Source organism: Corynebacterium sp. 20-84, from assembly GCF_053479455.1.
Map to the genome: position 1 here is coordinate 99509 of NZ_JBRBCB010000002.1, position 23831 is coordinate 123339.

Consider the following 23831-nt stretch of genomic DNA (forward strand, 5'->3'; position numbering starts at 1 on the left):
TTTCTCGCTTTCTGTAGCTTTCGCGCGAAAAGCTGCACCGCTTCCATTCTCGGTCGCGATGCAGCTCATTTCAGCGTGTGCCTTAGCCGGCGAATGCGCCGACGCCGGTGATGGACTTGCCCACGATCAGGGACTGCATCGTGTCGGTGCCTTCGTAGGTGTGCAGGGCCTCGACATCGGCGTGGTGGCGTGCCACGTCGTTTTCCAGCAGGATGCCCACGCCGCCGAACATGTCGCGGGCGTCAGCGGAGATCTTGCGGGCAGCGCGAGTGCAGTGGACCTTCGCTAGAGCGGCCTGCTGCTCGGTCAGCTCACCGGACTCCTCCAGCTCGAGCAGGCGGCGGCAGTAGAGGAACATGGAGGTGAGATCCTGCAGCATGTCAGAGAGACGCTGCTGGATGATCTGGTTCTTTACCAAGGGGCGGCCGAACTGGACGCGACGCTGCGCGTAGTCGAGCGCCTTCTCGTAGCAGTCGGTCGCCAGGCCAAGGGAGGCCCATGCGACGGACACGCGGGTGCCAGCCAGCACCTTCGCGCAGTCGCGGAAGGAGTTGGCGCCGGGGAGGCGGCGGTCGTCGGAAACGCGGACGTCGTTAAGCTTGATGTGCGCCTGCGGGATGCCGCGCAGCGATGCCTTGCCGACGATCGTCTCCGCCTCGTAACCGTCCTGATCCTGGTCGACGATGAAGCCCTTGACCTGGCCGTCTTCGGTGTCGCGCGCCCACACGACCGCGATGTGGCCGACGGAGCCGTGGCCGATCCACTTCTTCTCGCCGTTGATGACCCACTCGTCGCCCTCGCGCTGCGCGGTGGTCTCCAGCGCGATGGAGTCGGAGCCGTGGTCCGGCTCGGTCAGAGCGAATGCGCCGCGGATCTCCAGGTGGCACATCGGCTTCAGGTACTTAGCCTTCTGCTCCTCGGAGCCGCACATCGCGATGGACTGCATCGCGAGCCCTGCCTGGACGCCGAAAGCGGTGCCGAGGGAGGCGTCGGTGCGCGCGAACTCGAAAGCCATCAGGCGTGCAGCACGCACGGACATGTGCGGCTCACCCTCGATCTCGATGGCGTCGCGGAACAGGCCGCGCTTGCCGGCCTCGGCGACGACGGGGATCTGGTACTCGGCCTTTTCCCATCCCTCGTTGACGTAGGGGCGGGCGAATTCACCGAAGTCGCGGGCCTTCTTCCACCACTCGAGGTCCGCGCCCTCGATGTCAGCGAATACCTGGTAGTAGTCGGTCTTCGGGTCCAGCAGCTCGTGGACTGGGTTGTCAGCCATGATTCCCTCTTTTCTTGGGTTCCGGAGTGTGGTTCCGCTCCCAGTGGAAATGTGGAGCAAAACCATAACACTCTTAATTGTGACTTATGTCGCAGAACTTTACAGAGGAATTCGCGCAGACTTTATGTGGGATGCGTCGCACTGCCCCCGGAGGCGGCGGGAAGCTACCCCTCCAGCGGGATAAGGCGCAGGTCCTTGCGCAGAATCTTGCCGGTGGGGTTCTTGGGGATCTCGTCCAAGAAGGTCACTGCGCGCACCTTCTTGTAGGGGGTGACGCGCTCGGCGACCCACTCCATGAGCTCCTCGGCGGTCAGTTCCGCTCCCTGCTGAAGCACGACGAATGCGCGCGGAATCTCGAGTCCGTCGCGTTCGACGCCGACAACGCCGGCGTCGGCAATTGCTTAATTTTCATGCTCCACCCCAGGTACCCTCGGATGCATGCAAGCTGGTTCTCTCGCTCTCGCCGCGGCCCTGTCGTTGGCCGCGATCGTCCTCGCGTTCATGAACACTCCGAAGTGGGTGGCACTGTTTCTTCTGGTCGGGGCGGGCGTTTTCCTGTTCATCGGTCTGCTGGAGAAGTACCGGGCATACAGTGCCCGAGAGGGTGCGCCGATCGAGCTTGATGACGAGCAGCGCGATACCGTGCGCCGTCTCAAGGCCGAGGGGCGCGAGGATTCGGCGGTCCGGCAGGTGCAGCTGTGGTTCCGAAACACGGACCATGAGACTGCGGCGGCTGTTGTGCGCGACGTCGACTAGCAGGCGGTAGGGTTGGAGCCATGACTGAACGCACTCTGATTCTGATTAAGCCTGATGGTGTCGCAAACGGCCACGTGGGAGAGATCATTTCCCGTATTGAGCGCAAGGGCCTGAAGCTCGTCGAGATGGATCTGCGCACCGCAGACCGCGAGACTGCTGAGAAGCACTACGAGGAGCACAAGGACAAGCCGTTCTTCGGTGAGCTCGTGGACTTCATCACCTCCGCGCCGCTGGTCGCGGGCATCGTCGAGGGCGAGTCCGCGATCGCCGCATGGCGTCAGCTCGCCGGTGGCACCCACCCGGTGGAGAAGGCGACCCCGGGCACGATCCGCGGCGACTTCGCTCTGACGGTCGGCGAGAATGTCGTCCACGGCTCCGACTCTCCGGAGTCCGCTGAGCGCGAGATCGCGATCTGGTTCCCGAACCTCTAAGTCATCTTTGCTTCGAGCCCGCGCCGTTATGGTGCGGGCTTTTTGCTTACCCACGCCAAGTGAACTCCCTGTGAATTCGTGCGGAACATTCGTTGGCACCGATGAGTTCCGCTTGCGCTGCGAAACGGCGGATTCGAAGGTGTTATGCATGGCTAATAAGAATCTTCCTCGTCGTCGCTTCCTCGCGGGTTCCGCCGCAGCTGCCGCTGGTGCGGCTGTGGCCGGTAATGCCACTGCGAATGCTCAGCTTTCGTCGTCGCGGTCGCTGTCGTCGGCACGCTTGCCGCAGGCCCCGAAGCCGAAGCCGTACGCGGCGTTCATGCACGGTGTCGCGTCCGGTGATCCGACGCCGGATTCCGTGATCATCTGGACCCGTGTGACGGTGTCGAAAGAGGCTGTGCCGGGGTCGGGGATCGGCGAGGATGCGACGGTGGAATGGGAGATCGCAACGGACCGTGAGTTCTCCAAGATCGTGCGCAAGGGCACGCATCGCGCCACCGCCGCGAGCGACCACACGGTGAAGGTCGACCCCCGCGGTCTGAAGCCCGCCACCGATTATTTCTACCGTTTCCGTTGGAATGATCAGGTCTCCCCAGTGGGCGCGACCCACACGGCGCCGGCCTTCACGGCGGATATCGACGAGTACAAGCTCGTCGTCGCATCGTGCGCCAATTACGAGTGCGGTTATTTCACCGCCTACCGCGACATGGCGGAGCGCGCCGCCGCGGGCGAGATCGATGTCGTCGTCTTCTTGGGCGACTATATCTACGAGTACCCGACCGGCGAGTATGCAGGTAAGAGCGGTGTGTCGCGTCCGCATCACCCGGCGCACGAGATCGTGTCGCTCGAGGATTACCGCGTTCGCTACGGCCGTTACCGCACCGACGAGCACCTGCAGGCCGCGCACGCTGCCGTGCCGTGGGTCGTGGTGTGGGATGACCACGAGTCCGCCAATGACTCCTGGAGGGGCGGCGCCGAGAACCACACCGAGGGCGCGGAAGGCGAATGGAAGAAGCGCGAGTCTTTCGCTCACCAGGCGTACTACGAGTGGCTGCCGGTGCGTGCGGTGCGTCCGTCGGAAGGCGGGCACATTTACCGCAGCTACCAGTTCGGCAATCTGATCAAGCTCACGATGATGGACCTGCGCTCGTACCGCGATGAGCCGGTCAAGGTGCTCGGCCGCGACAAGGACGCGCCGGAACGCAGCATGCTCGGCTCGGAACAGTTCGACTGGGTCAAGGGCGAGGTCGAAACCGCGACGACTGCCTGGAATGTGCTGGGCAATTCGGTGATGGTCTCGCCGATGGAGATCGGTCACCTGCCGCCGACGAGCTCCGACAACCGAACCGCGAACGACGTGCTCGACGAGTTCACGAAGTCCGCGGGCATCGCCGTCAACGCCGACCAGTGGGATGGATTCCGCGCCGAGAGAGCACGGCTTTTCGACGTCCTCTCTAGCACCGCCCCCCACACCCTCTTCCTCACCGGCGACATTCACTCCGAGTGGGCTCACTCGGTGCAGCACAAGGGCAAGGAGATCGGCTGCGAGATGGTGTGTTCGTCGATCACGGCCCCGAACGTGGATGAAATCGTGACCAAGTACACGAAGACCTACACGCCCGAGGACAACCACATCACCCACCTCGTTGAAGGCGTGATGTACTCGGCGAACCCGTGGGTCAACCACGTGGACTTCGATTCCCACGGTTACGGAATTGCCCGCATCTCCAAGGACAAAGTGGTCATGGACTTCTACCGTGTCTCGGACGTGGAGGACCCGGGCGCGTCTGCCCGCCTCGCCGTGACTCGTACGTGGGTCGCTGGCCAGGGCTTCCAGGAGAAGCGCTAGGCGCACACGCCACCTCCCTCGCGGAGGCGGGCGTCCCTGTCGGTTCGCTCGGAATAGAAACCTGCGCGCCCTGACGCAGCCAAGCTGTGCCACAATGGTCTCTGGAGCAATCGATTGCTCAATAAGCTTGACATTTATTCCGCGCGATCGGCGGTGCACAGCACTGTGCGGCGGCGGTGGAATCATTCCACCAGCGCCCGGTGCTGGGAGTCGTACCGCGCGCGGCAATTGAATAGGAGATTTCCGTGGCTGACAGCGACGAGACAACTACCCCGCGCAAGCGCCGGGCACGTTCGACGGCGAAGAAAACAACGAAGAAGACGACGAAGAAGACGACGAAGAAGGCTGTGAAGAAAACCGCGAAAAAGACGGCAAAAAAGACGGCGGCGAAAAAGCCCGAGAAGTTCGACCGCTCACAGATCGGCGAGAAGACTCGTGTGTTCGTCCTGGCGAAGATGCTGGGGATGACATCGAAGGACCTCGTGGTCAAGCTCAACGAGTTGGGCTTGGTGAAGGTCGCGCAGTCCTCGCTGAGCAAGGCAGAGACCGAGCAGGTGCTCGACACGCTCGAGGCCGCCCCTGAAACTCAGGAAGCTCAGACGGAGGAGACCACCGCTACGAGCGCGGAAACAGAAGACGTCGATCCGGCGGCGGAGGAGAAGATCCGCCACCGCGTCCGTAAGGACGTCGAGAACGAGATCAGCCAAATCGAGGAAAAGGTCGAGGCAGATCTGCTCACCGACATCGAGCCTGAGATCACGCCGGCGCCCGAGGAAGCGACCGGAATGTACGCGCCGGTGTTCAAGGCTCCGCCCCGGGGTTCGCGGAGGAGGGCGAAAAGGACGGGGGATGCGTCGATAAGCGATGCCCCGGAACCGCAGGAAACCGCAACGGACGAGCACATCGAGGAGCCGAAGGCGATCAAGGGGTCGTCGCGGCTTGAGGCGCAGCGACGTCGCCGCAGCGAACGCCGCGAGGAGGAGCGCAAACGCTCGCGTGTTGTCTCGCAGGCGGAATTCCTCGCGCGCCGCGAATCCGTCGAGCGCACGATGGTCGTGCGTGAACGTAAGCGTCACGACGGCCCCGGCACCCTCACTCAGGTCGGCGTCCTCGAAGACGGCCTGCTTGTCGAGCACTTCGTTGATTCGGATGAAAACGCGTCGATGATCGGCAATATCTATCTCGGCCGCGTGCAAAATGTGCTGCCGAGTATGGAGGCCGCGTTCATCGATATCGGGCAGGGCCGCAACGGTGTGCTCTATGCCGGCGAGGTGGACTGGAAAGCCGCTGGTCTCGGCGGACGTTCGCGTCGCATTGAGCAGGCGCTGAAGTCCGGCGACCAAGTGCTTGTCCAGGTGACGAAGGACCCGGTGGGCCACAAGGGCGCACGCCTGACCACGCAGATTTCCTTGGCGGGCCGCTTCCTTGTGTACGTCCCAGGCGGACGCAGCGCCGGCATTTCGCGCAAGCTGCCCGCCCCGGAGCGCAAGCGCTTGAAGGACATTCTCGTCCGCGTCGTGCCCGGCAAGGGCGGAACGATCATCCGCACCGCAGCCGAGGGCGCGCCGGAAGAAGCCATCGCTGCCGACGTCAACCGCCTGCATTCCCAGTGGGAAGCGATCCAAGAAGAAGCGGAAAAAGAGAAGCAGTCGAAGGGCGCCAAGCCCGTCACGCTCTACGAAGAGCCGCGTCTTTTGGTCAAGGTCGTGCGTGATTTGTTCAACGAGGATTTCGACTCGCTCGTCATCGACGGCAAAAAGTCGTGGAATGTCGTGCACAGCTACGTCCAGTCCGTCGCGCCTGATTTGCTCGACCGCTTGGAGAAATTCGACCGCCACGCCAATGACGGCCGCGACGCGTTCGATGTGTACCGCGTCGATGAGCAGATTCAAAAGGCGCTGTCGCGGACGGTGTGGTTGCCCTCGGGCGGCACGCTCGTCATCGACCGCACGGAGGCCATGACGGTCATCGACGTTAACACCGGCAAGTTCACGGGTTCCGGCGGTTCACTCGAAGAGACGGTGACCAGCAATAACCTCGAGGCAGCAGAGGAGATCGTCCGCCAGCTGCGTCTGCGCGACATCGGCGGCATGATCATCATCGACTTCATCGACATGATCCTGCCGGAGAATCAGGACCTCGTTTTGCGCCGCCTCAAGGAAGCACTCGGACGCGACCGCACGCGCCACCAGGTTTCGGAGGTCACGTCGCTCGGTCTCGTCCAGCTCACGCGAAAGCGCCTGGGCACAGGCCTCGTTGAGACGTTCTCCACCAAGTGCGAGCATTGCGATGGCCGGGGCATTCTGCTTACCGACGACCCCGTCGATCCCGACTCCCCCCGCACCCATGCCCCGGGCAAACACCCGGCAGCGAAGGCGATGGAGAAGCGCAACAAGAAGAATAAGAGCGCAGAAGAGCTTATCGACGCCGTCGTCGCCGAACCCGATTCTGACGACGAGCACGGTGAGCGCGATGACCAGCCCAAACGCCGCTCTTCCCGCCGCCGCGGTCGCCGCGGTTCCGGCCGTGGCCGTGGCCGCCAACAAGAGCAGGAGCAGAATCAGGAACAGAATCAAAAAGAGCGACAGACGGAGACGACGGAGCAGACGACAACCTACGACGAGGCTGTCGCGGAGTTCGAGCGTTCCCCGCGCCGCAAGCGAAAGACTCGCGGGAATTCTGTGTCGGACTACCGTCCTGATCCGAAGGATTACGACGACATGTCCACCGAGGACGCGATTGACGAGGCGGCCGACGCCCTAGCATTCGCCGAATCGGCCAATTCCGCAGACTCCACTTCTGACCGGGAAGACTCTGGCCGGGACGAAGAACGTCACAAGACGCAGCGTCCGACGAAGACCAGCGGTTCCCGCCGTCGGCGCCGGGCGACGCGCCGTACTTCCGGCCAGCAGGACCAGAAGAAGCAGCCGAGTCGGGCAAAGCAGGAAGAAGCGAAGCGGGAGGCGTCGATAAGCAAAAGCTCCCGCGGGCGTCGACGTGCGACGCGCAAGTCGCGGTAGCTGAATGCGAAAAGGCCCCGCTCCCTTCTGGGAACGGGGCCTGATTGCTGTTTAGGCGAAGTCGGTGGCGGTGTCGTCGAGGCCGGCAGCGTCGCCGCTGTCCTCGTAGCTCTCCTGGTAAGCGTCTTCGGTGTAGCCGAGCTCGTCCGTGGTCGGCATGTCCATCGCGCTGTTATCGGTGGTGATCTCCTCCTCGGCGTCGTAGTAGCCGTCGCCGTCGGTGTCGGAGGCGTGGATGTCGCCGATGCCGTCGCCGTCGGTGTCGATGATCGCGGAGTCCGTCACGGTGTCACCGTCGCTGTCGAGGTGCTCCTCGTCTGCGCGGCCGTCGCCGTCGGTGTCCAGGACGATCAGGTCGCCGACGCCGTCGCCGTCCGTGTCGTACTGCATCTCTTCGACGACACCGTCGCCGTCGGCGTCGGTAGCGAGCACGTCTGCGTAGCCGTCGCCGTCGAGGTCGACCGCGATGCCGTCAGCTGGAGACGATGCGGCCGCTGCCTGGCCGTCTGGCTGCGGAGCCGGTGCCTCGGGGGCCGGTGCTTCTTCCTGTGCCGGTGCCTCCGGAGCCGGTGCCTCCTCAGGTGCCTCAGGAGCCGGTGCAGCTGCCTCCGGAGCCGGTGCAGTGCCCTCCGGTGCGGCGCCGCCCTCGAGGAACTCGCGCTGCGTCTGGTTCATGCCGCCCGGGGTGCCGCTGGCGGAGTCGACGACGCCGTCGCCGTCGGTGTCGTACTCGAAGTAGTCAGCAACACCGTCGCCGTCGGTGTCGACGGAGAGGGAATCCGGGGTGCCGTCGTAGTTGGTGTCGCGGATGGTCACATCTGCCTGGCCGTCGCCGTCGGTGTCCATCTCAGCCTTGTCGCTCATGCCGTCGTAGTTGGTGTCGCGGACGGAGGTGTCCATCAGGCCATCGTTGTTGGTGTCCTCGCTGATGATGTCCATCTTGCCGTCTTTGTTGGTGTCCTCGGCCAGGATGTTCGCGACGCCGTCGCCGTCGGTGTCCTGCTCGACCTTCTCAGCGCGGCCGTCGCCATCACGGTCAGTGACGCGGGTCTCAGCCTTGCCGTCGCCGTCCATGTCGACCTGGAGGGAATCGAGCTTGCCGTCGTAGTTGGTGTCCTGGCCGCCCAGGATCGTGCCGGAAACGGTGTTGCCTTCCGGGTCAACGATGGAGAATTCGCCGTTGTTCTGGTTGGTGTTCGGGGTGTTGTTCTGGTCGGACATGATGTGAACCTTTCTGTGAGTCGATATTCGGTGCGGTCGTGTTGTGGTGCCCGGGTGCCACCGGACTGTGTTGACCTGACGTTCTGTCCAGTCACCCGTGTAATGCGCAGCCTATGTCGAAGGTTCCCGTTTGGCTGAGAAAATTTTGAAACTTTTCGGCAAGCGGTAGAAAACAGCAGGTTAAGGTGCGATTGTTTAGTTGGATTTCGGGACAACTCCGAGCGCAAAAACACGTAAGCTCGGGTGCTCAAGGAATAAACACACGTCTTCATCGATTGAAAAGGAGACCGGATGCAGCCCTCGCAGACCCCGCAGCAGCCGCAGCGGCGTACCCCGCAGGAGTCGCTGGGACGGGCGTTGAGCATTCTGCGCCGTTACGGGGAGACCACTGCGGCGGAGACTGCGGAATCGCTCATGCATGCGTCGTTCCGCAGCGGAACGGTCGTGGTTGTGGGGGAGATCAAGCGCGGAAAGTCGTCGTTGGTCAATGCGTTGATCGGGCAAAGGGAACTGTTGCCGGTGGACGTGCTGACGTCGACAAGCGCGCCTATCCGTGTCTCCCTGACGGGCGCGGGAGAAGGGCCCACGGCGCCCGATGTCCAGCTTGTGCGCGGGCAGGGACGGCAGCCGATCACTGTGGAGGAGCTGCCGCGGTACGTCACCATCGATGGGCTTGCCGGGGCGGAAGCGGGCAGCGACGAGAACGACCTAGCCACCGCTGCGGCTGTGACGCTGGAGTTTCCGCCGCTGGCGGGAGTGATGGTCGTCGATACGCCTGGTGTGGGTGGCCTCGATGAGCACGCGGTGCAGGCAGCGTTCAGCGAAGCGCACCGCGCCGGGCTGCTGCTCATGGTGTGCGATGCGTCCACCCCGATCACGAAACCGGAAATGGACATTCTCGCCGAAGCGCGGCAGGAAGTCGGCGCCGTGGTCGTGGCGGTGACGAAGACAGACAAGAATATCCGCCGCTGGCGCGCGATTGTCGAAGACGACAGGCGCCTCATTCGCGAGCACCTCGGAGCGGACGTGCCCGTGATCGGCGTGTCCAGCCTGCGAGCGATGGACGCGGTGGACATGGCGGCCACCGACCCGCAGCGCGCAGCAGGGATCGCACAACGCAGTGGCATCGTCGAGCTGCGCGGCCAGATCACCACCCTGTTGGCGAACCCGCAGGCACTGGGCTTGCGCAGCGCGATGGAATCGGTGACGACGAAACTGGTAGAGCTCGTCGCGCGCACGGACCGCGAGATCGAGGTCAACGCCGAGCCGACGGAAGGCGTGGCCAAGCTCGAGCAGGAACAAAAAGAGCTCGAAGAACTCAAAGAGCACGCCTCGGAGTGGGAGCAGCTGCTCAGCCGCGATATCCAGCTGATGCGCAACCGCATCACAGATGAGCTTGACGGGGACATCGAGCAGCTGCGCAATAAGTGGACGAAGCGAATCAACAGCGAAGGAATGCGCGTGCTGCGGTCGAAGCCGCAGGTGTTCACCAGCCAGATCGAAACAGAACTGACTGACCTTATCGGCACCACGCTTGACAAGCAGCTCGCCGGGCTGAAGCAGCGCGCCCAACAACTGTTCCCGGACCGCCCGGAGATCGTCCACTCGGTGGCGGGCGCGGCGGTGGAGTCCATCACTGTGGACGAGGTCAAGGGCCGCGACGTGGAGAAGAAGACGAAGGATCTGATCGACCCGTCGATGGTCACCATGGGCATGATCGGCTCGGGCATGCTCCTCGCGGTGATCCCGGTTGCGCCGCTGGCCGGTGCTGTCTGGGTGGGCATCAACATGGGTTTCCGAGCCCTTCGCAACGGCAAGAATCACCTGATCCAGTGGCTGCGCGAAACAGTGCAGACGACGCGTATGTCTATTGTGCGCATGCTGGACACGATGATTGCGGCGGCGCGCACCGAGATGGTGCTGCGTTACCGCTCGCATTTGCGTCAGGAGCAAAAGGAGGTCCAAGGCCACATCAAGGAAGCGCGCGACGCGGCCCGGGCGACCGAGTCGAGCCGCCAGGAGACGATCACGCGGTTGACGAAGAACAAGAAGATTCTCCAGGCCACGATCGACGAGCTGCGGAACCATCTCCGCCAGATCTAGGAAGGATTGCGACGATGAATGCTCCACATCCGGTGCACGAGCAGAACACCGAAGCCTTGGATGTCCTTTTGCGGCAGAGCGTCGACGCTTTGGCGCGAGGCGGCCCGCAGTTGGAGACGCCGGCTTCGGAGCTTCGGGAAATGGTGACGCGTCCGCCGCGCGTGGCGGTGATCGGCCGTTTGAAGTCGGGAAAGTCGACGCTGGTGAATGCGTTGACGGAATCGCGGATCGCGGCGACAGGTTCGCTGGAGTGCACGATGGCGGTGAGCGTATACGACGAGGGAGCGCCGGCGCGCGCGGAGGTCGTCGGGCTTGACGGGAAGGTGACGGCGATTCCGCTCGCCGGCGAGGCGCTGACGGATTTGCAGCGGCCCCTCGATGAGGTGGATTTCGTGCGTCAATTCATCCCGATCGCGCGGTTGTCGACATTGGGCATCATCGACACGCCGGGCACCGCGACGCTCACAGTCGAAAACGAGGCGCGCACGCGCCGCACGCTTCTCGACGGCACCCGCGACACCAAGCGCGCCAGCTCGTGGGCCGACTGTGTCGTGTTTCTTTCTGATTCCGCACCGCGTGAGGATGAAAGAAGGTTTCTTTCCGAGCTCGGCATGACCCCGTTGACCACTGTGGGCGTCCTGTCGCGCGCAGATTCCTTCGGTCCAGGGGCGTTCGGTCACCACGATCCGCTGGAAATGGCGCAGCACTATGCGGGGCGGATCGCAGCTCAGCTCGGCGGGCACGTTGGGACGATGGTTCCGCTCTCAGGGCTGCTGGCGGAGTCGGCGCTGACGGGACGCATCACCGAATCCGTGGCCCGAGATCTGGCGGATTTGGCTCATTTGGACCGCGAGGACCTGATCGATTTCGTCGAGGCAGACGACCCAGGGATCGTGGTGCACGGATTCACTTCCGAAAACCGCGACTACTTGCTCGACGTGGTGGGGGAGTACGGGCTGGTGTACGGCCGGGGTGTCGCGGCGCAGCAAGGGGCAGCAGGACTGTTGGAATGGATGCGCGCGACCTCGGGCATTGATTATTTGACGAGCATCATCACGCAGACGATGCCGTATTTCGCCATGCTGCAGCGCGCTGTCCGCGTCGTTGATGTCCTCGATTCTTTGGCGAATGCCCCGGAAACCCGCGACCACGTCCTGTGGGTCCAGTCGATTCTTGAGTCCCAGCCGGCCATGCGTGACGTGATGCTCTACCGCAGCTTTAAAAACACCGTTAGCGACTCGCCTGATTCCGTGCTCATTCCGCGTCTGCTCGCCGCGATTCAGGGCATCACTCCAGCGCAGAAGGTGGGGCTGGAAGACACCGCCTTGCCGGAAGAAGTCACTGCTGCTCTCCGCAGGGAGCTCGGTGATCTCCGCGAATTGGCGATGACACCGCTGTCGGCTGCGGAGGACGATGCCCGTGAGCGTCTCATTGTCGCGTATCAAGCCGCGTGGAATAAGATTGCGAGCTAATCGTGTCCTTAAGTCGCCAGGCACGATACACTGGCTCCGGTAAATAACAAGGAGGACGAAACTGTGGCCCCACCGTGGCACCTAGCTGTTGATTTTGGAACGTCGAACTCTGCAGCAGCGCACACCAGTCCCGCGGGTGGTTCCGTGGAGGCATTGGCGTTGAGCCACCGGTCAAACCTCATGCCTTCGGCCGTTTTTGTCGACGAGTCCGGTGAAGTCATCAGCGGTGACTCGGCTCTTCTCGCTGGCCGCCGCGACCCATCCCGCCTGGTGCTGTCCCCGAAGCGCTTCATCGACCATGACACCGTCCAGCTCGAGGGCGATGATGTGTCGGCGCAGAAGATTTTCGGTGCGATCATTCAGTCGGTGCTGGAGCGCGCGAAATCCCAGCACGCGGGAACCGACCCCGCCACGGTCACCTTCACCCACCCGGAGCGGTGGTCCCACAATGCTCTGGGCAATCTCGTTGATGCTGCCAGTGGCACTGGCTTGGACATTCGCCGTCTGCGCACCATTTCTGAGCCCCGTGCTGCGGCGATTCATTATGCGGCGCAGCAGCGAATTCCCGTCGGCAAGCATGTCGTCGTCTTCGACTTCGGCGGCGGAACCCTCGACATCGCAGTGCTGCGTGCCGAGCGCAACGGCGACTACCGCGTCGTGGCCGCGAAGGGCGATAACTCGCTGGGCGGCCGCACCATTGACAATCTCGTCTACCGCTGGGTGATCGAGCAGATCGACCACGACGATCCGGATCTCGCCGATTCCCTGCGCAATGCCCCTGCATCCGTGATGAATTCGCTGCAGGAAAATATCCGTGAGGCGAAGGAGATGCTGTCCGACACGTCGTCGGCGACCATCACCATTTCGTCCCCGTCGGGCGAGAAGGACATCCTGATCACTCGCGACGAATTCAATAGCGTCATCTCGCAGCCCATCGAGCGCGCGACCGACATGACCCGCGCCGTGCTCCGCGAGGCCGGCGTCGAAGATCCGGCGACTCCGATCTACCTCACCGGTGGTTCCTCGCGTATCCCGTACGTGCAGGATGAGCTGGGCAAGGTCGGCCGCGTCATGCGTCTCGACGACCCTAAGACCGTCGTCTGCCGCGGCGCCCTCGTCGCGACGCTGCGCCGTTTCACTCAGTCCGCCGTTGCAGGCGGGCCGAAGCAGAGCGGCGATAACCCATTCGGCCCGGGACCCCGTCCCGCCCCTGGTGCTGCTCCTGGTCATGCGCCACGGCCCGGATCTGGCCCTCGTCCTGCCCCCACCCCGACCCCTGCGCCGCGTCCCGCGCCTCGTCCGGGCGGGCAGCCCATGCCTCCCCGCCCGAATTTCGGCCCGCCGGGACCGCAAGGTCAGCGCCCTGGTTTCGCGCCACCCCAGCAGCGCCCGCAACGACCACAAGGACCGCAGCCCCAGCAGCGCCCGCAACAGATGGCTGCCATGTCTCAGCGACCTGCGCCGAGTGCCCCGAACAAAAAGAAGAGCAACACTCCACTCCTGGCCGGTGTCGGCGTCGGAGCAGTAGTGCTGCTCATCGTCATTATGATTATCGCGACGAGATAAAGGGCCGGGGCTTAAATGCCCTGCGCCACGAGGGCATCCTTTAATTTGCGGCGGGCGCGGTTGAGGCGACTCTTCACCGTCGCAACGGGAATTCCCTGCTGCGCGGCGAGTTCGTCGTAGGTCAAGCCGCCGTATTCCCGCAGGACGAGGACCTCCTTGAAATCGGGATCGAGTGTCTCGAGCGCTTCACGCACAACCATGGTGGTGGTGATGCGCTGCTGGATCGGGGCAGAGGCATCGGGGGTATCAGCACCGGCATCGTCGTCGGGAATGTCGCGGCGCTTCCGCAAAAGCTCGAGCGCCGCATTCGACGTGATGCGGTACATCCAAGTGGAAAACCGCGCCTGCGGCTGGAACCGGTCGATGTTCTTCCACGCAGAGATCATGGCGTTCTGCATGGCGTCCTCGGCATCGTGGCTGTTGCCCGTCACGGACATGGCGACGGCCCACATACGGCGCTTTGCGTCGTAAATGAGATCGGCGAAAGCCTTCTCGTCGCCCGCTTGGGCGCGAGCCACTAGTTCCTGTTCGCGTTCGCGGTCCACGTCATCCCTCCTTAGAAATCTGCCAACGGATCGTCGGGGAAAGCATTAGACGAATCATCTGGCAAAGGCTCGTCAGGCATCGACTCAGGCGTCGATTCATCAACCGGATCGTCGGCGAGGGGATCCGAATCGAGGAATTCAGAGTCAGTTTCTTCGTCGGGGAGTGGGTCGGACGGGTCCACAGCACCGTCGTCAAGCGAAGTGCCTTCGTCGAACTCGTCGAGCGAGACCTCCTCGGAACCTGGAATGAGCGAATCGCCGGGATCCGGCGTGGATGGGTCGACGGCGACATCGAGCATGCGCGCAAGAGACTCGTCGCTGGGGGCGGAATCGGCGAAAAGCTCGCCGAACGGCGGAAGAACCGTTGGTTCATTGAACTCGTTCATGATGGGACCTCCTTTCGCCGAGTGAAACCATGTGTCTTCCGTCAGTGTAATGAGGCCGGCGCGAAAAATGTTCCCGAATTGATCGAGTCAAAGCAGTTTGGTCTTTCGCGAGGGTGCGGTGTAGTCTTTGACAGTCGCTGTTTTGGGGCGCGCCTTCGCGGATACACGCATGCGAGCGAGGTAGCGACGTACATCCCACGTAAACCCCGAAACGCTTAAATTTATCCGATGGTTTTCGGTGCCGTAGCATGCCGGCGCCGTTGCGAGTTGAAGAAAGGGGTAACCCGCTATGTACGCGATCGTCAAGACCGGCGGCAAGCAGTACAAGGTTGCCGAAGGCGACCTCGTTCGGGTCGAGAAGATCGAGGGTGAAGCTGGCGATTCTGTGGCGCTCACCCCGGTTCTCCTCGTCGACGGCGCAAACGTCACCTCCAAGTCCGAGGACCTCGCCAAGGTCAACGTCTCCGCGGAGATCGTTGAGCACGGCAAGGGCAAGAAGATCAACATCCTCAAGTACAAGAACAAGACCGGTTACAAGGTGCGTCAGGGCCACCGTCAGCCCAACACGACGCTGAAGATCACCGGCATCAAGTAATCCGAGACGCCACTTAGGAGGCAACCACAATGGCACACAAGAAGGGTGCATCGAGCTCCTCGAACGGCCGCGACTCTGAGTCCAAGCGCCTCGGCGTGAAGCGCTTCGGCGGCCAGCAGGTCAAGGCAGGCGAGATCCTCGTCCGTCAGCGCGGCACGAAGTTCCACCCGGGCGACAATGTCGGCCGCGGCGGCGACGACACGCTGTTCGCTCTGGCTGCAGGTTCCGTGCAGTTCGGTATCAAGAAGAAGCGCCGCATCGTCAACATCATTCCGGCTGACGCAGAGGGCGTTTCCTCTGAGGTCCTGGAGGCCGCGAATGACGCTGGCCTGGTCGACGACGCTGTCGTCGAGGAGAAGTCCGCTACCGCGTAACTTCCCGCATTATCTTGATCGCGCCGTGGATCCGCCTAGGGTCGCACGGCGCTTTCGCTTATCGACGGCCGTACACTCGCTTCCACGTGGAAAACCCCATCTGAAAGGCAGGCATCCCCCCGATGGCTCAGTTTGTCGACCGCGCAGTTCTGCACCTCCAGGCCGGCGACGGCGGCCACGGATGTGTGTCGGTGCACCGCGAGAAATTCAAGCCGCTAGGCGGCCCCGACGGTGGTAATGGAGGCCACGGCGGCGACATCATCTTGGAGGTATCCACGCAGGTGCACACCCTGCTGGATTTCCAGTACCGCCCGCACGTCAAGGCAAAGCGCGGCGGCAACGGCGAAGGTGACCACCGCAATGGCGCGCGCGGGGAAAACCTGGTGCTGGAGGTACCCGTCGGAACCGTCGTGCGTGATGCCGACGGCAATATGCTCGCCGATCTCGTCGTTCCGGGCACCCAGTTTTTGGCGGCGGAGGGCGGCTACGGCGGCCTCGGCAACGCGGCGTTGGCCACTGCGAAGCGCAAAGCCCCTGGTTTCGCGTTGAAGGGCGAGCCGGGCCAGGCGCACGATTTGATTCTCGAGCTGAAATCCATGGCCGATGTCGGCCTGGTGGGATTCCCGTCGGCGGGCAAATCCTCACTGATTTCTGTGTTGTCGGCCGCGAAGCCGAAGATCGCTGACTACCCGTTCACGACATTGCAGCCGAATTTGGGCGTGGTGGATGTCGGCCACGACACCTTCACCATCGCCGACGTTCCCGGCCTGATTCCAGGCGCAAGTCAGGGTAAGGGGCTGGGCTTGGACTTCCTGCGCCATATCGAGCGCACTGCTGTGCTCGCTCACGTGGTGGACACCGCCACGCTTGAGCCGGGCCGCGATCCGCAGTCCGATATTGAAGCGCTGGAAGCTGAGCTCGACTCCTATGCCGACTTGATTGAGGCTGAAGACGGCGATTCGGGTCTGGGTGACCTGCGCCAGCGTCCGCGCATCATCGTCTTGAACAAGGTCGACGTCCCGGAAGCGAAAGAGCTCGCGGAATTCTTGCGCGAGGACCTCGCCGAAGCATTCGGCTGGCCGATCTACATGATCTCCACCGCCACTCGCGAAGGTCTCGATGAGCTCAAGTGGGCGCTGTGGGAGATCGTCCAGGCTGCCCGCAAGGCACAGCCGAAAGTCGCTCGTAAAGCCGCCGACAAGAAAGCCGCGCAGATTATCCGCCCGCGCGCGGTCGACCAGAGCGACGATATCCAGGTCATCCCGGACCCGCTGTACCCGGGCGGCTGGCTCGTCACCGGCGAGAAGGCGGAGCGTTGGATCCGCCAGACCGACTTCGAGAACGACGAGGCGGTCGGCTACCTTTCGGATCGTTTGAATAAGGCCGGCGTCGAAGAAGAATTGCGGAAAATCGGCGCGAACGAGGGAGACACCGTTACCATCGGGGAGATCTCCTTTGATTGGGAGCCGTCGATTGGCGGCGATCCCACGAAGGCGGGCCGCGGCCAAGACGCGCGCCTCGGCGGCACGGACCGCATGTCCGCAGCCGAGCGCAAGCGCGCATCGCAGGCCCGTCGAGGACTTATCGACGAATACGATTACGGCGACGACCTGCTCGATCGGCAGGAAGCCGACCGAGAGAGGTGGCAAGGTTAATGACGATGCCGGGTGTAGTACCGGAGACTCTGCGCGAACAGATTGCGGGGGCGAAAAAGATCGTCGTGAAGCTGGGCACGAGTTCGCTCGTGGACTCCAACTCCGTGGTCTCCCAAGAAAAGATCGACCGCATCGTGGATGCGATCGAAGCGCGCACAGATCGCGGCGGCGATGTCATCGTCGTCTCCTCCGGTGCTGTCGCCGCCGGCATGCCACCTCTGGGACTATCCACCCGTCCGAAAGATCTCGCCTTGAAGCAGGCGGCTGCCTCCGTCGGTCAGATTCACCTGGCGCAGACTTGGGGGCGTTCCTTCGAGCGCTATAACCGCACCATCGGCCAGGTTTTGCTCACGCAGTCCGATGCCGGTGTGCGCGAGCGTGCGAGGAATGCACAGCGCACCATCGACAAGCTGCGTCAGTTGGGTGCGGTTCCGATCGTCAATGAGAACGACACCGTTGCCACCTCAGAGATGCGTTTCGGTGACAACGACCGCCTCTCCGCCATCGTCGCGACGATCACCGCCGCCGACGCCTTGATCCTGCTGTCTGATGTCGACGGCCTCTACGACCGCAATCCGAAGGAACCGGGAGCCACGTTCGTCCCGGAGGTCCGCTCCGGCAAAGACCTTGAGGGAATCGTTGCCGGCGACGGCGGTGTTTTCGGCACCGGCGGCATGGCCTCGAAGGTCTCTGCCGCGCGCCTGGCCACCCGTGGCGGTGTGCCGGTCCTTCTGACGTCTGCGGAGAATATCGAGGACGCGCTTGGCGACGCCTCTGTCGGCACCGTCTTCCACACTCGCCCGGAATCGCAGCTTTCCGCCTGGAAATTCTGGGTGCTCTACGCCGCCGACGCCGAAGGCGTGCTGCGTCTCGACGCCGGTGCCGTCGAAGCCGTCACCCGCGGCGGCACCTCTCTGCTCGCAGTCGGCATCACCGGTGTCGATGGCGATTTTCAATCCGGCGATATCGTCGAGATTCTGGGGCCCAACGGCCAAGCCATCGGCCGCGGTGTCGTCGGCTACGATGCCGCTGAACTCACCGGCATGCTAGGCAAGCACACCGACGAGCTTCCGCCGCACCAGCGCCGCTCCGTCATTCACGCGGACTACCTTTCTAATTACGCTTCGCGTCTGTAGCCCAACCACTACAGTGGGCGACCATGACTGATGCGAGAGTATTGGAACGCGAAGAAGTCCTGACCAAAGCCCGCGCCGCGAAGAAGGTGGCGCCAGTGCTGGCTACGCTCGCAACGCCGGACAAGGACGCGGTGCTGTACGCCGCGGCGGACGAGCTCGTCGCACGCACAGAAGAGATCCTCGCCGCAAATAACAAGGACATCGAGGACGGAAAAGCTAACGGTCTGAGCGAATCGCTCATCGACCGGCTCGCGCTCGACGCCGCGCGCATCGAGGGAATCGCGGGCGGTCTGCGCCAGGTGGCGTCGCTGCAGGATCCGGTGGGGGAGGTGCTGCGCGGCGGACTGATGCCGAACGGCATCCAGATGAAGCAGGTGCGTGTTCCGTTGGGCGTGATGGGCATGGTCTACGAGGCACGCCCGAATGTCACGGTCGATGCGTTCGGCCTGGCGATCAAGTCGGGCAACGTCGCACTGCTGCGCGGGTCGAAATCGGCAAAGCACTCGAATGCGGCGCTCGTCGAGATTTTGCAGGACGTCGCAGATAAACATGGCTTGCCGCGTGAGATCGTGCAGCTCCTACCGTGCGAGACGCACGATTCAGTACAGGACCTCATCACGGCGCGCGGGCTTGTCGACGTGGTCATCCCGCGCGGTTCCGCCCGCCTCATCGATGCGGTGGTCACGGGTGCGACGGTGCCCGCGATCGAGACGGGCACAGGGAACTGCCACTTCTACATCGATAAAGACGCGGACCTCGACGAAGCAATCGCGATGCTCATCAACGGAAAGACGCGCCGCTGCTCCGTGTGCAACGCGACAGAAACAGCGCTTATCGACGCAGCGCTTGCCCCCGAAGACCAACTCCGCGTCATTACTGAACTGCAGGGGGCGGGGGTGACGGTGCATGGGGACGTCGATAAGCTCGCTGCTTTAGGTGCGGAAGGAATTGTCGCCGCGACGGAGACGGACTGGTCCGACGAGTACCTCTCGATGGACATCGCTGCTCAGATCGTCGACGGGGTAGATGGCGCCATCGCGCATATCGCGCAGTATTCGTCGGGGCACACCGAGGCGATCGCGTCGCACAACGCGTACACCTGCCAGAAATTCGCCGCCGAAGTCGATGCCGCCGCAGTGATGATCAACGCTTCGACTGCCTTCACCGACGGTGAGCAGTACGGAATGGGAGCCGAGATCGGCATTTCCACCCAAAAACTCCACGCCCGTGGGCCCATGGCTTTGCCCGAGCTGACCAGCACAAAGTGGATCTTGGAAGGAACAGGGCAGACGCGAGATTAGTTTCGGTTTAGAATACTCTCCGTGTCACATATCTTCCTGCGCCGTCGCGCGCTCGCACTAGTCCTCGCCCTCGTCATCGCTGTCACCGCCACCATCGTCCCCGCCGCCCCGAAGCGCGCTGAAGCGCGCACCTGCCCGGCTGTCGCGGTCATCGCCGCGCGCGGTTCCGGCCAGCCCAATAGCGGCCGCACCAGCTACGCCCAGAGCCCCTGGGTATCCAACGGGTGGGAGGGCGAGCACATCCGCGCCTTCCTGCGCACCTCCGAAAGCCGCTACCGCGCGACTCACGGTGGCAAATCGCTCATGAATAATGTCGAGGTGCTCGGCCTCGGCCCCGAGTACTACCCGGCATTCGCTCCCGAGTACACCGGTACCGTTCCTGCACTGCCGCGCACGCTCGCGCAGGCACTCAACCTCGTGGGCATCTACGCAATGCCCATGCTGAACATGGGCGTGCAGGCCGCCCGCGACTTCATCAACTCTGTCGGCACGGGCCGCGCGGGCGTGATCCGGCAGATCGACAACTACCAGCGCACCACCGGCTGCCATCCGCAGTACGTCGTCGTCGGTTTCTCTCAGGGCGCGATGATCTTGCAGGATGCCGAGCGTGAGATCGCACGCCGCGGTCAGCTCGCTGGCGCCGTCTACCTGGGCAACCCAATGACCGCGGCGGGTGACCCCGCCACTGTCGGTGTCGCCGGCGGTGGGGCTGGCGGTCTCGTCGGCTGGTCTCCGCTGAACTCCAAGACCACTGCCGCGACACGCAACCGCGCCAACTACTGCTTGCCGCTTGATGGTGTGTGCGATGCGTCGATCGCCACGCTCCGTGCGTCCGAACGAAACGGCGGCAGCCACGGCCGCTATTTCGTGCTCAAATCGCGGTGGGATAATGTCGTCGCCGACCGTTTTGGTAATTGGGTAGATGGGGTACGATATTAATAAGGGCTAATTAAAGATGCCCCAGTGAATCTGTAAAGCAAATCAGGCAAGACCAGTTCACAGGCCCTTTTTGGAAAGAAAGAAGTCCGGTATGCGTTTCGCGCCAATGGTTGTAGCGGTAACGGTCGCACTGGCAAGTACAGTGTTGGCTGTTCCCGTGGCGCACGCCCAAATTGAGGTAGTGGATACCCCCGTCGAGCCGCCCGTTGAAAAAGCTCCGCCCGCTGTGATGATCAACGGCGAACTGCACGTGCTCGTTGATGGTCAGTACCGCAAAGCCGACCCCGACTCCTCGCGCGAACCCGACCGTGGTCTGGCGTATCCGAAGGATAAAGAGCAACCGGAGGATAAGCAGCAGCCGAACGTCGCCAAGTGGCTCGTTCCGCTGTTGGTGACAGGCGGCGTCATCGCCGGTCTGGCAGGTCTGATCCGGAAGCTCTACCCGTCTGGTCGTCTGATCCTTTACTACCTGCCGGGCAAATCTTTCTCGCTATGACAGGGCCTAGCGCAGCGGAGGCATTTCCCACCGAGGGAAAGCCGGAAGAAGCTGGTGCGGCGCCACGCCGCATCGGCATCATGGGCGGAACTTTCGACCCGATCCACAACGGCCACCTCGTCGCAGCGAGTGAAGTGGCAGACATCTTCGACCTGGAAGAGGTCGTGTTCGTTCCCACCGGCGAGCCGTGGCAAAAAGCCGACCGAAAAGTCTCGGACGCGGAAGACCGCTACCTGATGACGGTGATCGCCACCGCCTCCAACCCCCGCTTCCACGTCTCCCGGGTGGATATCGACCGCGGTGGACCCACCTACACGGTGGACACTTTGCAAGACATGGCGGCGCTCTACCCGAACGACGAACTGTTCTTCATTACCGGCGCCGACGCTTTGGCATCGATCATGTCGTGGCGCGACTGGGAGAAGATGTTCGACCTCGCCGAATTCATCGGTGTGACTCGCCCAGGCTACGAACTCACGGAAGACATGCTCCCGGAGGTTCACCGCGGAAAAACCCACTTGATCAAGATCCCGGCGATGGCGATTTCCTCGACGGACTGTCGCGAGCGTGCCTCGCAGGGGAGGCCTGTGTGGTACTTAGTACCGGACGGGGTGGTGCAGTACATCGCCAAGAACGAGATGTACGCCAACTGGCCAGACTGACACCGACGTGGGACAATGCGTAGGTTGAAAGAGAACTGACTCAAGAAGGAATGCTCGTTTGACTGCATCTGACACCGCCCGCGAATTGGCCATCGCCGCCGCGAAAGCCGCGGACGAGAAACTCGGACGCGATATCGCTGTCATCGACGTCACGGACGTCATGGCGATCACGGATATCTTCGTCGTCATTTCCGCTGATAGTGAGCGCCAGGTCGCAGCCATCGTCGATGAAGTCGAGGATGCACTGACCAAGGCGGGGGCGGAGCCGAAACGCCGCGAGGGCAACCGTGAGTTCCGTTGGGTCCTGCTGGATTACGGCATGCTCGTCGTGCACGTGCAGCGCGATGCGGAGCGTGAGTTCTACGGCTTGGACCGCCTGTACGCCGATTGCCCGCTCATCGAGGTCGAGGGGATCGAGCCGCCGGCGCGGCCGGGCCAGTTCGCGGACGGTGCGGGCGTGCGTGAGCTCGAGGACATCGAGGATCTGCCTCTCGCCGGTGAGGGCCCGAGCAACGATGACGATATGTAGGCGCTCATGAGCCGACGTTTGATCATGATGCGGCACGGCCAGACCACGTATAACGCTGGTCGCCGCATGCAGGGACAGCTGGACACGCAGCTTTCCGACGCCGGGTTGGCGCAAGCCCACGCCGCTGCCGAATGGGTCAAGGGCATGGGAATCGTGAAGATCGTTTCGTCGGACCTGTCCCGCGCGAGCGCCACCGCCGAAATCGTCGGTGAAAAACTCGGCCTGGACGTCGAGCTGGATCCACGCCTGCGTGAAACGCACCTTGGCGACTGGCAGGGAATGACGCACGAGGAAGTCGACGGCGCGTACGTGGGCGCCCGCGCAGCGTGGAGGCACGACCCGGCGTGGACGCCTCCGGGAGGCGAATCGAGGCTGGACGTGGCGGAAAGGGCGAGGCCGGTCGTCGATAAGCTCCTGCAATGGGACGGTTGGGATGATGCTGCCGTGCTGCTCGTCGCGCACGGCGGAACGATCTCGGCGTTGACGTCGAATCTGCTCGATCTCGAGCATGCTCAGTATCCGCTGCTCAAAAGCCTGGATAACACGAATACGTCGCAACTTTATGCGCGCCCGCGGATGGGCGGCGACGGCTCCTGGAATGACGTGCAGTGGTACCTCGAGGCGTGGAATCAGGGGGCTTGCTGATGGCGGTGCGCGTTGTCGTCGACTCTTCGGCGGGGATTCCGGCAGAGCTCGCGGACGAGCTCGACATCACTGTCCTCGACCTACATGTGATGGAAAACGAAGAGGCCTCCACTTCCGGGCTCACAGCCCTCGAGCTCGCCGCGGCGTATGCCCGACAGTTGGAGCGCGGCGGCGACGACGGAATCGTGGCATTGCATTTGTCGAAGCGTCTGTCGTCGACGTGGTCCGCGGGGGTCAGCGCGTCCGCGGTCTTCGACGATGCCGTGCATGTCGTGGACACCGATTCTGCGGGCATGGCCGTCGGCGCGGCAGCGATCGTCGCGGCCTCCTTCGCGCGCGCCGGCGCCGACCTCGACGGGTGCGCGACCGCCGCGGAAGGTGCTCTCGCCTTGTCGGAAACCTGGCTGTACCTGCGTCAACTCGACGATATGCGCAAATCTGGGCGCCTGTCCGCGACCACCGCGATGCTGTCCGCCGCGCTTTTGGCCACGAAGCCGATCCTGCGCGTCAATGACGGCAAGCTCGAACTCGCGATCAAGACCCGCACCCAATCGAAGGCTTTCGCGAAGCTCGTCGCCCACGTCGTCAACCGCGCCGACGGCTCGCCCGTCTTCGCCGCCGTGCAATACAGCGCCGACGACGACAGTGCGGTCACGCTCGCGGAAATGCTGGAAGAAGCGCTTGTCGACGGCTCGTCCGTCCACCTTTTCCCCCTCACCGACGCCGTGGCCGCCCACACCGGTGAAGGAGCGATCGGGCTGTCCGTCTTCTATCCCTAAGGCGAATTCCACAGTTCGGTGACGCGTCAACGCGGTTATCCACAGGAAAAATCCCGGACGCTTCCTGAGGTCGCTGCCGCGCTTTAGCGTGAGCG

The 23831-nt window shown here is 63.2% G+C and carries 22 protein-coding genes and 1 pseudogene; 18 read left to right on the forward strand and 5 right to left on the reverse strand.

The features are described from left to right. Positions 1–82: 82 nt before the first annotated feature. Together ACUY2Y_RS01930 and ACUY2Y_RS01935 are read right to left on the reverse strand one after the other, a co-directional pair. Positions 83–1276, reverse strand: coding sequence for an acyl-CoA dehydrogenase family protein (locus ACUY2Y_RS01930; RefSeq protein ID WP_448324581.1), 1194 nt, complete (start codon positions 1274–1276; stop codon positions 83–85). 164 nt (positions 1277–1440) lie between these two features. Further along, positions 1441–1674: pseudogene (locus tag ACUY2Y_RS01935) on the reverse strand (AMP-binding enzyme); the annotation flags it as partial. A 40-nt stretch (positions 1675–1714) separates the two neighbouring features. On the opposite strand from ACUY2Y_RS01935, the gene ACUY2Y_RS01940 reads away from it, so the two are divergent. The 4 genes from ACUY2Y_RS01940 (at position 1715) to ACUY2Y_RS01955 (ending at position 7332) form a co-directional block, all read left to right on the forward strand. Next, a complete protein-coding gene (locus ACUY2Y_RS01940; RefSeq protein ID WP_448324582.1) occupies positions 1715–2032 on the forward strand; it encodes a hypothetical protein in 318 nt (105 codons plus the stop codon). A gap of 20 nt (positions 2033–2052) precedes the next feature. After that, positions 2053–2463, forward strand: coding sequence for a nucleoside-diphosphate kinase (ndk, locus tag ACUY2Y_RS01945; RefSeq protein ID WP_210572452.1), 411 nt, complete (start codon positions 2053–2055; stop codon positions 2461–2463). A 148-nt stretch (positions 2464–2611) separates the two neighbouring features. Then, positions 2612–4312, forward strand: a complete 1701-nt coding sequence (locus ACUY2Y_RS01950) for an alkaline phosphatase D family protein (protein WP_448324583.1) — start codon at positions 2612–2614, stop codon at positions 4310–4312. Between the two features lie 419 nt (positions 4313–4731). Next, entirely contained in the window at positions 4732–7332 is a 2601-nt protein-coding gene (locus tag ACUY2Y_RS01955; RefSeq protein WP_448324704.1) for a translation initiation factor IF-2 N-terminal domain-containing protein, read from the forward strand. 51 nt (positions 7333–7383) lie between these two features. On the opposite strand, the gene ACUY2Y_RS01960 is transcribed toward ACUY2Y_RS01955, so the two are convergent. Next, a complete protein-coding gene (locus ACUY2Y_RS01960) occupies positions 7384–8553 on the reverse strand; it encodes a thrombospondin type 3 repeat-containing protein (protein WP_448324584.1) in 1170 nt (389 codons plus the stop codon). Between the two features lie 291 nt (positions 8554–8844). On the opposite strand from ACUY2Y_RS01960, the gene ACUY2Y_RS01965 reads away from it, so the two are divergent. From ACUY2Y_RS01965 to ACUY2Y_RS01975, 3 genes are all read left to right on the forward strand, one after another. Further along, positions 8845–10656, forward strand: a complete 1812-nt coding sequence (locus ACUY2Y_RS01965; RefSeq protein ID WP_448324585.1) for a dynamin family protein — start codon at positions 8845–8847, stop codon at positions 10654–10656. Between the two features lie 14 nt (positions 10657–10670). Beyond that, the gene (locus ACUY2Y_RS01970; RefSeq protein ID WP_448324586.1) at positions 10671–12128 is read left to right on the forward strand and encodes a dynamin family protein; all 1458 of its coding nucleotides are present in this window, start codon (positions 10671–10673) and stop codon (positions 12126–12128) included. A gap of 180 nt (positions 12129–12308) precedes the next feature. Continuing rightward, positions 12309–13694, forward strand: coding sequence for an Hsp70 family protein (locus ACUY2Y_RS01975; protein ID WP_448324587.1), 1386 nt, complete (start codon positions 12309–12311; stop codon positions 13692–13694). A gap of 11 nt (positions 13695–13705) precedes the next feature. Here ACUY2Y_RS01975 and ACUY2Y_RS01980 read toward each other — a convergent pair whose 3' ends face one another. Then, positions 13706–14239: an RNA polymerase sigma factor gene (locus tag ACUY2Y_RS01980; RefSeq protein WP_259900802.1), complete on the reverse strand. Its 534-nt coding sequence runs from the start codon at positions 14237–14239 to the stop codon at positions 13706–13708. An 11-nt stretch (positions 14240–14250) separates the two neighbouring features. Then, entirely contained in the window at positions 14251–14625 is a 375-nt protein-coding gene (locus ACUY2Y_RS01985; RefSeq protein WP_448324588.1) for a hypothetical protein, read from the reverse strand. 289 nt (positions 14626–14914) lie between these two features. On the opposite strand from ACUY2Y_RS01985, the gene rplU reads away from it, so the two are divergent. The 11 genes from rplU to ACUY2Y_RS02040 all read left to right on the forward strand — a co-directional run bounded on the left by rplU (position 14915) and on the right by ACUY2Y_RS02040 (position 23736). Continuing rightward, entirely contained in the window at positions 14915–15220 is a 306-nt protein-coding gene (gene rplU / locus ACUY2Y_RS01990; protein WP_210572468.1) for a 50S ribosomal protein L21, read from the forward strand. Positions 15221–15249: 29 nt separating this feature from the next. Continuing rightward, positions 15250–15594, forward strand: a complete 345-nt coding sequence (gene rpmA, locus ACUY2Y_RS01995; RefSeq protein WP_259900792.1) for a 50S ribosomal protein L27 — start codon at positions 15250–15252, stop codon at positions 15592–15594. Between the two features lie 122 nt (positions 15595–15716). Beyond that, a complete protein-coding gene (gene obgE / locus ACUY2Y_RS02000) occupies positions 15717–17249 on the forward strand; it encodes a GTPase ObgE (RefSeq protein WP_448324589.1) in 1533 nt (510 codons plus the stop codon). Between the two features lie 5 nt (positions 17250–17254). Next, the gene (gene proB / locus ACUY2Y_RS02005; RefSeq protein ID WP_448324590.1) at positions 17255–18385 is read left to right on the forward strand and encodes a glutamate 5-kinase; all 1131 of its coding nucleotides are present in this window, start codon (positions 17255–17257) and stop codon (positions 18383–18385) included. A 23-nt stretch (positions 18386–18408) separates the two neighbouring features. After that, complete coding sequence (locus ACUY2Y_RS02010; RefSeq protein WP_448324591.1) at positions 18409–19686, forward strand: glutamate-5-semialdehyde dehydrogenase; 1278 nt, start codon at positions 18409–18411, stop codon at positions 19684–19686. 21 nt (positions 19687–19707) lie between these two features. Beyond that, on the forward strand, positions 19708–20625 hold the full coding sequence (locus tag ACUY2Y_RS02015; RefSeq protein WP_448324592.1) for a hypothetical protein: 918 nt from the start codon (positions 19708–19710) through the stop codon (positions 20623–20625). Between the two features lie 157 nt (positions 20626–20782). Further along, positions 20783–21121 (forward strand): hypothetical protein, encoded by a 339-nt coding sequence (locus ACUY2Y_RS02020; protein WP_448324593.1) that lies wholly within the window; start codon positions 20783–20785, stop codon positions 21119–21121. Beyond that, positions 21118–21783 carry a nicotinate-nucleotide adenylyltransferase gene (nadD, locus tag ACUY2Y_RS02025; RefSeq protein WP_448324594.1) on the forward strand — a complete coding sequence of 222 codons (666 nt, stop codon included), beginning with the start codon at positions 21118–21120 and terminating at the stop codon, positions 21781–21783. The genes ACUY2Y_RS02020 and nadD overlap by 4 nt, the downstream gene beginning before the upstream one ends. 58 nt (positions 21784–21841) lie before the next feature. Then, positions 21842–22312, forward strand: coding sequence for a ribosome silencing factor (gene rsfS, locus ACUY2Y_RS02030; protein ID WP_448324595.1), 471 nt, complete (start codon positions 21842–21844; stop codon positions 22310–22312). A 6-nt stretch (positions 22313–22318) separates the two neighbouring features. After that, positions 22319–22957, forward strand: coding sequence for a histidine phosphatase family protein (locus tag ACUY2Y_RS02035; RefSeq protein WP_448324596.1), 639 nt, complete (start codon positions 22319–22321; stop codon positions 22955–22957). After that, entirely contained in the window at positions 22957–23736 is a 780-nt protein-coding gene (locus tag ACUY2Y_RS02040; protein WP_448324597.1) for a DegV family protein, read from the forward strand. Before ACUY2Y_RS02035 ends, ACUY2Y_RS02040 begins: the two co-directional genes overlap by 1 nt. Positions 23737–23831 lie beyond the last annotated feature (95 nt).